Annotated in this window: 13 protein-coding genes; 7 read left to right on the top strand and 6 right to left on the bottom strand. The window is 67.8% G+C overall.

Translation table 11 applies throughout. The features are described 5' to 3' along the window. The 4 genes from ACTIEF_RS10885 to ACTIEF_RS10900 all read left to right on the top strand — a co-directional run bounded on the left by ACTIEF_RS10885 (position 1) and on the right by ACTIEF_RS10900 (position 3,419). Positions 1-867, top strand: coding sequence for a 4-(cytidine 5'-diphospho)-2-C-methyl-D-erythritol kinase (locus tag ACTIEF_RS10885; RefSeq protein WP_439472156.1), 867 nt, complete (start codon positions 1-3; stop codon positions 865-867). Positions 868-1,089: 222 nt separating this feature from the next. Continuing rightward, positions 1,090-1,965: a fasciclin domain-containing protein gene (locus tag ACTIEF_RS10890; RefSeq protein ID WP_439472157.1), complete on the top strand. Its 876-nt coding sequence runs from the start codon at positions 1,090-1,092 to the stop codon at positions 1,963-1,965. 99 nt (positions 1,966-2,064) lie between these two features. Further along, positions 2,065-2,985, top strand: coding sequence for a hypothetical protein (locus tag ACTIEF_RS10895; RefSeq protein WP_439472158.1), 921 nt, complete (start codon positions 2,065-2,067; stop codon positions 2,983-2,985). A gap of 50 nt (positions 2,986-3,035) precedes the next feature. Further along, positions 3,036-3,419 (top strand): hypothetical protein, encoded by a 384-nt coding sequence (locus ACTIEF_RS10900; protein WP_439472159.1) that lies wholly within the window; start codon positions 3,036-3,038, stop codon positions 3,417-3,419. Positions 3,420-3,664: 245 nt separating this feature from the next. On the opposite strand, the gene ACTIEF_RS10905 is transcribed toward ACTIEF_RS10900, so the two are convergent. After that, on the bottom strand, positions 3,665-4,405 hold the full coding sequence (locus ACTIEF_RS10905; protein ID WP_439472160.1) for a polysaccharide deacetylase family protein: 741 nt from the start codon (positions 4,403-4,405) through the stop codon (positions 3,665-3,667). A gap of 110 nt (positions 4,406-4,515) precedes the next feature. Between ACTIEF_RS10905 and ACTIEF_RS10910 the strand changes: the two genes are divergently transcribed. From ACTIEF_RS10910 to glyS, 3 genes are read left to right on the top strand one after another with little or no spacing between them, the layout of a single operon-like run. Next, positions 4,516-5,403: a glycine--tRNA ligase subunit alpha gene (locus tag ACTIEF_RS10910; protein WP_439472161.1), complete on the top strand. Its 888-nt coding sequence runs from the start codon at positions 4,516-4,518 to the stop codon at positions 5,401-5,403. Next, positions 5,400-5,903: an endonuclease domain-containing protein gene (locus ACTIEF_RS10915; protein ID WP_439472162.1), complete on the top strand. Its 504-nt coding sequence runs from the start codon at positions 5,400-5,402 to the stop codon at positions 5,901-5,903. The genes ACTIEF_RS10910 and ACTIEF_RS10915 overlap by 4 nt, the downstream gene beginning before the upstream one ends. Beyond that, entirely contained in the window at positions 5,904-8,213 is a 2,310-nt protein-coding gene (gene glyS, locus ACTIEF_RS10920; protein ID WP_439472163.1) for a glycine--tRNA ligase subunit beta, read from the top strand. A 217-nt stretch (positions 8,214-8,430) separates the two neighbouring features. Here the strand turns inward: glyS and ACTIEF_RS10925 are convergent, their stop codons facing one another. From ACTIEF_RS10925 to xth, 5 genes are all read right to left on the bottom strand, one after another. Further along, complete coding sequence (locus ACTIEF_RS10925) at positions 8,431-9,414, bottom strand: glycerophosphodiester phosphodiesterase family protein (RefSeq protein ID WP_439472164.1); 984 nt, start codon at positions 9,412-9,414, stop codon at positions 8,431-8,433. Positions 9,415-9,511: 97 nt separating this feature from the next. After that, on the bottom strand, positions 9,512-9,769 hold the full coding sequence (locus ACTIEF_RS10930) for a hypothetical protein (RefSeq protein WP_439472165.1): 258 nt from the start codon (positions 9,767-9,769) through the stop codon (positions 9,512-9,514). Positions 9,770-9,874: 105 nt separating this feature from the next. Next, a complete protein-coding gene (locus tag ACTIEF_RS10935; RefSeq protein WP_439472166.1) occupies positions 9,875-10,783 on the bottom strand; it encodes a cobalamin biosynthesis protein CbiG in 909 nt (302 codons plus the stop codon). 182 nt (positions 10,784-10,965) lie between these two features. Further along, positions 10,966-11,472 carry a hypothetical protein gene (locus ACTIEF_RS10940; RefSeq protein WP_439472210.1) on the bottom strand — a complete coding sequence of 169 codons (507 nt, stop codon included), beginning with the start codon at positions 11,470-11,472 and terminating at the stop codon, positions 10,966-10,968. Between the two features lie 12 nt (positions 11,473-11,484). Further along, positions 11,485-12,282, bottom strand: a complete 798-nt coding sequence (gene xth / locus ACTIEF_RS10945) for an exodeoxyribonuclease III (RefSeq protein WP_439472167.1) — start codon at positions 12,280-12,282, stop codon at positions 11,485-11,487. Positions 12,283-12,334 lie beyond the last annotated feature (52 nt).

A 12,334-nucleotide genomic window follows, 5' to 3' on the forward strand; every position in this document is an offset into this window, starting at 1 on the left:
ATGAGTGCCGCCCCGGCGCTCGCGCCCGCCAAGGTCAATCTGTTCCTGCACGTCGGGCCGCTCGACGCTGACGGCTACCACCCGCTGGCCAGCCTCGTGGCCTTCGCTGACGTCGGCGACCGGGTCAGCGTCGCCCGCGCCGACCGCCTGTCCCTGACGCTCACCGGCCCCTTTGCGGACGGGCTGGCCGGGGAGGGTGACAATCTGGTCCTGCGCGCCGTCCGGGCTCTCGCCGCGCAGGCGGGCGTGGCCGAGCCCGGCCTGGCCTTCACCCTCGACAAGCGCCTGCCCCTCGCGGCGGGGCTCGGCGGCGGGTCGTCGGACGCGGGCGCGGCCCTGAAGCTGGCCCGCGACGCCCTCGGCCTGTCCTTCGACGACGACGCCCTGGCCGAGGTCGCGGCCCTCGTCGGCGCCGACGGCCCCATGTGCCTGCACGCCCGCCCCGCCTGGGCCGAGGGGCGAGGGGACATCCTGACCTTCGAACCCGCCCTGCCGCCCTTGCCCGCCGTCCTGATCAATCCGGGCGCGCCGTCGCCGACCGGGGCGGTCTACCGCGCCTATGACGCGGGGCCGCCCGCCACGGCGGACCGTCCCGCCTCGCCGTCGTCTTGGAGTCTGGGCGCCGTCATCGACTGGCTGGCCCGGCAGCGCAACGACCTGCAGGCGCCCGCCGTCGCGCTTGAGCCCGCTATCGGCGTCGCCCTCTCCGAGGCGGAGGCCCTGTCGGGCGTCCGGCTGGTCCGCATGTCCGGGTCGGGCGCGACCGTCTTCGCCCTGTTCGACAATTCCGCCGCCGCCGCCGCAGCTGCGCATCAACTGTCAGATCAACGCCCCGATTGGTGGGTAAAGGCGACGATACTCGCCTGATATAGGGCGATATTTGAGCTTCTTGCTCTCATGGCGCCGGTAATGTGCCGACCGCCGTTAAATGGCCCTGACAATACCTTGGCCGTTTAGGTGAACATCGAAAGGTCAGTCCCTACATGGAACTCAAGGCCCTGCTTGGGTCTTCAACGCTGCAGTCAAGCGTACTTCAGGCCGTCACCGACTCCCCCGGCGGCCAGGAAATTTATCGTAAGGGATACTGTCATGCTTCGCACTAAACTGCTGACCGCCGCTGCCGCCACCGCCCTGCTGGCTGGCCCCGCCTTCGCGCAGGAGGCGACCCAGAGCCCGGCTCCGGCGGCTCAGCCCGCTCCGGCGCCGGCCGCCACGCCGGCTCCCGCCGCCGCCCAGGCGAACAACGTCGTCGATGTGCTGCGCGCTCAGGGCAATTTCACCACTCTGCTGACCGCTCTGGATCAGGCTCAGCTGACCGAGACCCTCAGCACCCGCCCGGCGATCACCATCTTCGCCCCGACTGACGCGGCCTTCGCCGCCCTGCCGGAAGCGGACCGCACCCGTCTGCTGGACCCCGCCAACGCCCAGGAACTGCGCAGCCTGCTGCTCTATCACGTGATCGTCGCCGACGTTCAGGCCGGCCAGATCGCCGGCGCGCGCGGCGGCGTCGAGACCGCAGCCCGCACCCAGGTCCTGCTGGACGGCACCGGCGACGCCATCAAGGTCGACGGCGCCACCGTCACCAACGCCGACATCGACGCGTCCAACGGCGGCGTCTACGTCATCGACAAGGTGCTGAACCCGGCCCAGTCGCAGGCCGCCATGGGTGACGAGGAAGCCGCCGCTCCGGCCGCGACCACAACCGAGGCCCCGGCTGACGAGGCGGCTCCGACCGAAGCTCCGGCTTCGACCGAGGCTCCGGCCGCGACCGAGACCCCGACGCCGAACCCCACGGGCGTCACCGAGACCACCCGTCCGGCCTCGCCGGGCGCGACCGCTCCGAACGGTGAACCGTCGGCGATGACCACCACGGTCCAGTCGCCTCCGGTTCAGAACCCGACCGACGGTCAGGTCGATGACCAGGAAGATCCGGCCAACCCGGCGCCCACCCCGACGCCGAACTAATCCGGGCCATAGCCTGATTGAAGGGCGGGAGTTTCGGCTCCCGCCCTTTCTCGTGCGTGCTTAACCGTCGGCAAACCGGTGGTGGTGCAGGATACGGGCATGGAAACGCTCACGCCCGCCCACATCGCCGCGTTCGAGGCCGTTCTGAACCGTGTCCCGTCCGAGGACCGCGCTCGCCTCCACGCGCTCAAGGACGCCGCCGCCGACGCGGCCGCCGCCTCCGCCCCGCACTGGGACTTCGACCAGCCGGGCCATCGCGCCGAGGAAGCCCTGCAGGCCGCCTTCGGCCCCGCCCTGACCGACGATCACCGCCGTGCGCTGGTCGCCATCTGGGCGCTGGAGATGCCCGCCCGCGTCCCCGCCGCCGATCTGCCGTCGGCCTCGCTTGAGCTTTATCCGCAATGGATCGACCGGCTCGCCGCCTTCCTGACCGAGGGCGCCGACCCCTACGACCGCGACTTCTGGGCCAAGGACGTCCGCATCTCCCTGGTCCTCAGCGTGCCCGGCGCCCGCACCCAGATGATCGACCTGAGCTCGCCCATGGGGCCGGGCCAGATTCTGCGTCACGCCCGCGAGGGCTGGGGCTGGTCTGTCATTCCCGCCTACGCCGCCGCCCAGTCATGGAAGCCGTGGCTGGAGGTTCACACCGAAAGTCGCGAACTCAGCGACTTCAACGAGGCCGGCTGGGACCGCGCCTGGGCCACCGCCGCGGAAATCCTCAAGCGCCGCCCGGAGATGGCGGGCATGCTGGGTTCGTCGTGGTTCTATGACCCGCCGCTGGAGCAGATCAGCCCGCGCCTCGCCTATCTGCGCGTGAACCCGCTCAAGCACGGCGCCTTCCTGATCCATCAGGGGCCCGGCGAAATCCACACCCAACGTGCCGCCACCAGCTCCCCCACCCGCGCCGCCCTGATCGAAAAGGGCGAATACACCGCCCGCTCGTGGATCGTCGCTTGGCCCCGCGCCGCACTCATCAAATGGGCGGACGCGCGGAAGGCTCAGTTGGCCGACGCCGCATGACTGTTGGGGCAGAGTCTTTCGCGCTTGGAGCGTCTGATCTCGTCGCGGCAATGGACCGCTTTGAGAACTTCAACGACGGCTTGGTGACCTCTTGGCGGTTCGGAACGCAGGACGCATGGGCCTACAAGCATGGCGTCCGGCAAGATAAGCAGTTTGTTGAGTTCGAGATTGAGGTCCAAGACGCCGAGAATGAGAAGGGCAGCCTGATCACCCTCAGGTTGGCGGACTGCGAAAGCATAGTTTTGCATCGCAACAACCAAGTCTCGTTGGATGTCCTGTTTTACGGACTCCACGTTCTGGAGTCGGATGGGCTCATTGGTATCGAGTTTGGGGATCTCGGGGACGAAGCGCCCGCGACGATGGAAGACTTGCGGAAGTCCCGCTTCCACGTCGTCGCCAAGTCTTTGGTCTGGCAGGTGTCGCCCTTTTCCTGATCGTCAGGTGTTCAGCGGTCGGGCGCACGTCCAATTCTGACGCATCGGCCTGCTAGAGTGAGCCGTATCGCTTCACTCTGACTGATAGACTATCGCCCGGATAATATTTCCGCCCACCGGACAGGCTGAATCCGCAAATCCCCGCCAACACTGACTGAACGCCCGACGAATCTAATAGACGGTATAGACGCCATAGACGGTATAGACGGTGTATTTCGACAGTCTCCGCCGTCTCGATCACATATTTACCCGGGTATAATCGACCGCCAGGCCTCGCCGACCGGCCGCACCTCCAGCCCCGCCGCCTTGGCCAGCCGGATCACCCGGTCCAGATCGTCGGGGGTGCAGCCATAGTCCGTCGGGTCGTCCGACACGTCGTGGGCATAGGCGGTCAGCCAGCCGCTCGATGCCGCCGCCTCGGCCATCAGGCCCTCGAGGTCGTAGTGGGGCAGACGGCGGCTCTCCAGCCCGATGGACTTGATCAGCCCCCGGTCCTCGCGCCCCGCATTGACCCCGTCGCGCACCCCGCGCCCCAGATCGAACCGCCCGCGCACATACCGCTTGGCGCTAAGCGTCGCGTCGCCGAACGGATAGGCGAAGGTGGTCATCTCATAGCCGCCCAGCCGCTCACTCACCCAGGCCGCATTGGCGTCGAGGCTCAGCTTCAGCGCCGTCGCATCCATCCGCAGCACGCTGGTGTGCCCGTACGTATGACACCCGACCTCGTGCCCGGCGGCGTGCAGTTCCTGCAGGTGCCGCACCTGAAACTGGTCCCGGTCCATGTTCCGTCCGCCGGCCAGTCCGCCGCAGACATAGTAGGTCGCCTTGATCCCGTGCTCCGCCAGGATCGGCCCCGCCTCGGTCCAGGCCGTCGCCGGAATATCGTCGAAGCTCAGCGAAAACACGCCCTTCGCCGGGGCGATGGTCACCGCCTCCACATCGAGATACCGCGCGGCGCGCCGCCGCATCTGGTCGATCTGCTTCATGGGGCCACGAATACCGGTTCGCGCTTAAGGAACCGTATGGCCTCGCCTTGCCCCGCAAACCCCCGCCGTCTAGGGTCCGCGGCCTTCTTCCCCGGATGAAATAACCCGCCGTGACGACCGAACCGCTCGCCTTCCAGGACCTCATCCTGACGCTCCACAAATACTGGGGCGATCAGGGCTGCGCGATCCTCCAGCCGTACGACATCGAGGTCGGCGCGGGCACCCTGCACCCGGCCACCGTGCTGCGCGCCCTGGGGCCCAAGCCGTGGAAGGCCGCCTACGTCCAGCCCAGCCGCCGTCCGGGCGACGGCCGCTATGGGGAAAACCCCAACCGGCTCCAGCATTATTATCAATATCAAGTACTTCTGAAGCCGAACCCGGACAATCTGCAGGAGCTCTACCTCGGCTCGCTGCGCGCCATCGGCATCGATCCCAGCCTGCACGACATCCGCTTCGTCGAGGACGACTGGGAGAACCCGACCGTGGGCGCCTGGGGCCTGGGCTGGGAGGTCTGGTGCGACGGCATGGAGGTGACCCAGTTCACCTACTTCCAGGGCGTCGGCGGCATCGAGGTCGATGTGGTCTCGGGCGAGCTGACCTACGGGCTGGAGCGTCTGGCCATGTACGTCCAGGGCGTCGACAACGTCTACGACCTCAAGTTCACCAAGGAAGGCACGACCTACGGCGAGGTCTTCCTCGAGAACGAGCGCCAGCAGTCGAAAGCCAATTTCCACGGCTACGACGTCGACGGCCTGAAGCGCCGCTTCGAGGACATGGTGGCCGAGGTCTCGCGCCTTCTGGCCATGACCGGTCCGCAGGGCCAGCCGCTGGTCCTCCCGGCCTACGATCAGGTCCTGAAAGCCTCGCACCTCTTCAACCTGATGGACGCCCGCGGCGCCATCGCCGTCGCCGAACGCCAGAGCTACATCGGCCGCATCCGCGAGCTGTGTAAGGCGTGTGCCACGGCCTACGTCGAGCGGGAGCGAGCGGAAGCTTGATCGAAGGGCGCGATCAGACTCCCTTCCCCCTTGATGGGGGAAGGGTTGGGGATGGGGGTGATACCCTGTCCGCCAAGCCGCGGCATCGCAGCGGCGCGGTCGCACGCGCTCGTCATCTCCGTCGCGAGCAGACCCTCCCGGAAAAGCTCCTCTGGGCCGATCTGCGAAAGCTGAAGCTCAACATTCGACGCCAAGCGCCCATCGGCCGCTTCGTCGCTGATTTCGTGCACCACGAAAGTCGATTGATCATCGAGGTCGATGGTCCGCTTCACGATACGCCCGAAGCGAAACTCCACGACGCGGCCAGAACCGAATGGCTGAACAGCCAAGGGTATCGGGTCCTGCGCTTTTCGAACAAGCGGGTCACCGATGATCGCGAAACCGTTCTGACCGAGATCCGCTCGGCCATCGCCTCACCCCCATCCCAACCCTTCCCCCATCAAGGGGGAAGGGCTCTCTGGCGTGCCCGCGATCAGTGGGTGCGAGATGACGAAAACTAGATGCCCCAACTCCTCCTCGAACTTTTCTCCGAAGAAATCCCGGCCCGCATGCAGCAGGGCGCGGCGCGCGATCTTGAGCGGATGGTCGCTGACCGGCTGAAGGCCGCGGGCCTGAGCTATGAAGCGCTGACCACCTATGGCGGGCCGCGCCGTCTGACGCTGGTCATCGACGGCCTGCCGTCGGCCACGCCGGACCGTGAGGAAGAGCTGAAAGGCCCGAAGGCCACGGCTCCGGAACAGGCGCTGGAAGGCTTCCTGCGCAAGACCGGCCTGACCCGTGAGCAACTGGTCGAGCGCGACGGCGTCCTGTTCGCCGTCATCAGCCAGAAGGGCCAGTCCACCGCCGCCCTGATCCCGGCCATGGTCGACCAGATCGTCCGCACCTTCCCCTGGCCCAAGTCGATGCGCTGGGGCTCGGGCACGCTGCGTTGGGTGCGTCCTCTGAAGCGTATCGTCGCCCTGTTCGACGGCGCCGTGGTCCCGTTCGAGATCGACGGCATCGAAAGCGGCGACCTGACCGAAGGCCACCGCTTCCTCGGCTCGGGCCAGCCGTTCACGGTCAAGGACTTCGCCGACTACCGCCAGAAGCTGGAGCGTGAGTTCGTCCTGCTGGACGTCGCCGACCGCAAGCTGCGCATCCTCGAAGCCGCCCGGAAGGTCTGCGCCGACAAGGGTCTGGCTCTGGTCGACGACGACGGCCTGCTGGACGAGGTCGCTGGCCTGGCCGAATGGCCGACCCCGATCCTGGGCGGCATGGACCCGCAGTTCCTCGCCCTGCCGCCCGAAGTGGTCCGCCTGTCGATGAAGGTGCACCAGAAGTATTTCGCGGTCCGTGATCCGGCCAAGCATGGCCTCGCACCGCACTTCGTCGTCGTGGCCAACGTCGAGGCTTCCGATGGCGGCAAGGCTCTGGCCGCTGGCAACAGCCGCGTCCTGTCGGCCCGCCTGAACGACGCCCGCTTCTTCTGGGACGAGGACCAGAAGGTCGGCTTCGAACCCTGGCTCAAGAAGCTGGAAGGCGTAACCTTCCACGCCAAGCTCGGGACCCTCGCCGAGCGTGTCGAACGCATCGCCGCCCTGGCCCGTGAGATCGCCCCGCTGGTCGGCGCCGACCCGGATCAGGCCGAGACCGCCGCCCGACTGTCAAAGGCGGACCTCGCGTCTGGCATGGTCAGCGAGTTCCCGGAACTGCAGGGCATCATGGGCGGCTACTACGCCCGCGCCTTCGGCCAGCCTGACGCCATCGCCGACGCCATCCGCGACCACTACAAGCCGCAGGGCCCGGGCGACTCCGTCCCGACCGCCCCGCTGACCGTGGCCGTCTCACTGGCCGACAAGCTCGACACCCTCGTCGGCTTCTTCGCCATCGACGAGAAGCCCACCGGCTCTAAGGACCCGTTCGCCCTGCGCCGCGCGGCGCTGGGGGTGATCCGGCTGGTGCTGGAGAATGACAAAGCCATAAGTTTGGTAGAGCTGCTACGCGGCCATACCGTACGAGTATGGGTCGATGCGATTACTCGTCAGTACCGTAGTTTGCCCCGGCTGATGCCATTCGACCTGTACGACGTTGTTCAGACTAAAGACGGCTTTGACATGTCTTTCGGCGTGGGCTCTACAGTTCTGCATAGCCTCGACGCAGAGAACCCCGACGAATTTGTCGCTGCAGCATTCGGCGACTTTGAAGAAGACGAAGCAGTTCACTTCCTTGAGGTGCCTCGCGAGGCACCGGTCCGGCTTCATTCGGATACCCCGCGCCGTGCCGACTTGCTCGCCCGCCGAGACGTCGTTGAAAACCTTCTCGCCTTCTTCGCCGACCGCCTGACCGTCCTTCTGCGTGACCAAGGCCAACGCCACGACTTGGTGGCCGCCGTGTTCGCGCTGGGCGACGACGACCTCGTCCGTATCGTGCGGCGGGTGGAGGCGCTGGACGCCTTCCTCGCCACCGACGACGGCGCCAACCTGCTGGCGGGCTACAAGCGCGCGTCCAACATCCTCAAGGCCGAGGAGAAGAAGGGCGAACTGCCGACCGGCATGGTCGAGACCGGCCTGCCGGACCAGCCGGAGGAGGAGTCCACGCTCGCCTTCGCCGCCGCCGCCGCCGCGACCGCCGTCGACGCCGCGCTGGAGACCGAGGACTTCGCAGCCGCCATGCGGGCGCTCGCCGCCCTCCGCGCGCCGGTCGACGCCTTCTTCGAGAAGGTCATGGTCAACTCGGATGTGCCGTCGGAACGCGACAACCGTCTGAAGCTGCTCGGGCAAGTCCGCGCCGTCATGGGCCGCGTCGCCGACTTCGGCCAGATCGCGGGCTAAACCCCGGCTCACCGACTCACCTCCCCATCGCCCCTTCAAGGCGATGGGGAGGACAGACCGCGCAGCGGTCAGGAGGGGGCGGCGCAGGCATTGGGTGAGTAGCCGCCGACACCGGTGTTCGAGACCTCTCCGGCCCTGACGGAGCCGCCCTCTCCTGATCGGCGAAGACGCCGATCTGTCCTCTCCATTCGCTTGAGGGCGAACGGAGAGGTGAGTGTCAGCGATACCTCGGCTGATCCATGAAGGCCGCGTCCAGCCCGTAGCCGGCGAACCGCGCCACCCGTTCGGCGATCCGGCCGTGCCCCGCCGGAGCATCCCCCACGCGATCCGCCTCCGGCAGGAAGGCGTTCTCGGCGCGGAAGGTCCAGGCCGCCACCTTCAGCCCCGCCGCATGGGCGTCGGCGATCAGCGTGGTCGGTGCGCCCGGCTCCGGCTCGATCATCGCCGTGTCCGCCCCGATCCAGTCCGCATAGGCCCGGACGCGCGCCAGCCCCTCCGGCGTCGCCATCTCCGCATAGGTCACGCCCGGCCGATCCGCCGGGCCGCCGCCCCGGGCCATCAGTTGCAGCAGGGGTGTCTCGATCCGGCGGCTCAGCCGCTCAAGCGGCCCCACCTCGAAGCACTGGACCAGCACCGGCGCGTCCGCCCCCGTCAGCCCGCGCCGTTCCAGCACCGCCACGAAGGCGTCCTCCATCGGCAGGCCGATCCCGACGAAATACAGCGGGTGCTTCAGCTCCGGCGCCACCCCGACCCCGGCCTCCGCCGCGATCTCCAGCGCCTGCTCGAAGGTCAGGATGGGCTCGCGTCCGTCGAAGGCCGTCCCGCGCAGCTCCGGCAGCCGCTCCCGCGCGCGCAGGGTCATCAGCTCGGCCAGGGTGAAGTCCTCGGTGAACCAGCCCGTCACCACCTGCCCGTCGATAGTCTTGGTGGCCCGCCGGTCCGCGAACTCCGGATGGGCGGCGACATCGGTCGTGCCGCCGATCTCGTTCTCGTGCCGGACCACCAGCACGCCGTCGCGGGTCATCACCAGATCCGGCTCGATGACGTCCGCGCCCTGTTCGATGGCCAGTTCATAGGCCGCGCGGGTGTGTTCGGGCCGTTCGCCCGAGGCGCCGCGATGGGCGATGATGATGAGGTCAGGGGAGGCCAGGGCCGGGCTCGCGGTCAGCAACAGAAGGGCCGTCAGAATGATCCGGAACATGCGCCGGACATAGGGCCCTCAGGCGACAGGGCGGTGACGCCCGAAGCGGGGCGCCGGAACCGAGGCCCGACACCCCTTCATCTTCAGATCGAAGGGATCAACATTCCCATTCGACGTAGTCGTAGGAGTCGCCCAGGGTCAGGTCCGGCCAGCCGTTGTAGCCGTCCCAGTGCTCCCAGCCATCGCAGCCCATGTACTGGGTCGAGACCAGTTGGCCGCTGATGTAGTAGGTGTACATGTAGCCGTAAGGCTGCGGGCCGAAGTAGTGGCTGGTTTGCGCCGCCGCCGGGCTCGCGGCGGCCGCTGCGATCGAGGTCGCCAGAGCGGTCAGAAGCAGGATACGCGGCAGTTTCATCGTCGTTCTCCTTGATTGATCGCGTCACAGGAATGCGTGACGGCTCAGCTTCGCCTGTAAGGCGAAGCTGTCAACCGAGGGGCGAGGTTAATGTGCTGATTCCCGTTATTGGACCCCCAGGATCCAGCCTTCTTCCTGCTCGACATGCTGGATCAGCGCCTCGCTCGCGCCCTTGGGCGGGGCGAAGGCCTTGGCCAGATCACCGGCGTCGTCCATCTTCGCCAATGCCTCGGCGGTGACGCGGACCTGGGCCTGGTCCTTGTATTCGCCGGCCTCGGGCTTGGCGTCGAACATTGACGGCCAGACCTCGACGACGACGGCCGACAGGGGCTCCACGTCCACCGTGTCCAGCGCGCGCCAGCCGGTGCCGAACGGCCAGATGGCCCCCGCGTCGCCCAGGCTTTCCAACAGGCGGCGCACCATGGGGATGCCGATCAGGGTCTGGCCGCCGACGGCCCCCGCGCCGTGCATCTGCCAGACCGACTTGGGCTGGAGCTTGCCCTTGCGGACCGCATCCTCGGTGGCGCGGAACTCGGGGATGTCGGCGCCGGCGCCCGCCGGGGGCTTGGTCGTGGTCAGCCAGCGCTGCGCCTGCTTGGCGGGCGCGCCCCAGAACGGCCATGCCTCGTCGGTCATCAGCCGGTTGATCTTGGCCGCGACCTGGTAGCGGTTGTTGGTGTTGTCGGCCTTGTCGACAATGTTGGCCGCGATGAATTTCCACATCGCCGACCACGGGGTTCCGTCCAGCTTCAGCCGCGCAGCGGTTCCGGCGGGATAGCCCAGGGTGAAGTCGAAGCCGACCAGCACCCGGTCGCCGCGCTTGCGGTGTTCCGAGATCAGCTTGTTCAGCAGGGCCTCGCCCTCGGCGCGCGTCGCCGTGTTGTGGGTCTCGGTGTACAGGCGGAAGCGGACGTCGCGCTTGGCCACGCCGATCCAGACCGACTGATCGCCCAGCTTCTTGCCCTCGGCGGCGGTCCAGTCAGCAATGATCACGGCGTCGAACAGGCGGGCCACGGCGGGCTCCTTCAGGCTTACTCAAGATAGGTTGGGGGCTTCCTAGTCTCCTCCCCGTTGCGCAGCAATGGGGAGGGGGACCGCGTAGCGGTGGAGGGGCTCTGGCGGCGGGCTCGGTCAAGAGCCCCTCCGCCTCCTCGCGAGGCTCGGAGCCACCTCTCCAGTTCGCGGGGAGGAGACGGCTAGCCCCTCAACAGCGCTTCCAGATGCGACAGCCAGCGTCGGCCCAGACGCAGGGCCTCGCCGGGAGAGCCGGTCTGCACCGGCACGGTGGCGTCCCACAGGGCCAGTTCGAACTCCGGGTGCCGGGCGTCCGCGAACATCAGCCGCAACACCACCTGTTCGGCGTCGGGCGCCAGGATATCCAGCGACTTGCGGGTCTCACCCCGCCGCACCCGGGCGACGACATGGCCGTCGACGATGATCTCGCCGCCCTCGATCTCCTCGAAGGCGTAGACCAGACCCGAGCCGCCCCGGTTCCACAGGACCGCGATCTGGGCGCCGTCGAAATCCAGACCGGCGGCGCGGCCCTCGGCGGGTGACAGGGCCTCAGCCTCGGGCGTAGCGCCCAGCGACTTGAGCAGGGCCCGCCGCATCCGGCGCACGGGCTCCATCCACCAGACCAGCAGGAGCGCCCCGGTAGTCAACGCCGCCGCGGCCAGCGCCACCAGCAGGACCACCCGGAACACCTCTCCCAAGGCCTAGTCCTCCAGTTCAACGACCACGGGGACGTGGTCGGACGGCTTGTCCATGTCGCGGGCGTCGCGGTGCGTCTCCACACCCCGGAACCGGTCCGCAGCCTGCGGCGACAGCAGGTGGAAGTCGATGCGGATGCCGTGATCCCTCTGCCAGGCGCCCGCCTGATAGTCCCAGAAGGTGTAGGTCCCGGGCGGCTGTTTGCCGAGCTCGCCCGCCTCGCTCAGGCCGAGGTAGCGCAGGGCGCGGAAGGCGGCGCGGCTCTCGGGCTGGAACAGGGCGTCATTGACCCAGGCCTTGGGATCCTTGGCGTCGTCCGGCGTCGGGATGACATTGTAGTCGCCGCACAGGGTGAAGGCTTCCTCCTGCGCCAGCAGGGTGCGGGCGTGGGCCTCCAGCCGCTCCATCCAGCCCAGCTTGTAGGCGAACTTGGGACTCTCCACCGGATTGCCGTTGGGCAGGTAGAGGCAGCCGACCCGAACCGGGCGCGGACATTCGATCAGCGCCTCGATGTAGCGGGAATGGACGCCCTCGGCCTCGACGCCCGACTGATCCTCGCCCGGCAGGCCGCGCAGAACGTCGGACATCGGGTATTTCGAGAGCAGGGCGACGCCGTTGTAGGTCTTCTGGCCGTGGACCTCGACATTGTAGCCGAGGCTCTCGAAGGCCTCGCGCGGGAACTTCTCGTCCACGCACTTGATCTCCTGGAAGCCGACGACATCCGGTTGGGCGGCTTCCAGCCACGCCAGCACGGTGGGCAGGCGGGCGTTGACCGAGTTCACATTCCAGGTAGCGATACGCATGAGAGCGGAAGCTAAGGCGTGTCGCGGAGCGAGGGAAGCGCCAACGAAAAAC

The sequence above is a fragment of the Brevundimonas sp. genome (genome assembly GCF_051858995.1).
In the GTDB taxonomy this organism is placed as follows: Bacteria; Pseudomonadota; Alphaproteobacteria; order Caulobacterales; family Caulobacteraceae; genus Brevundimonas.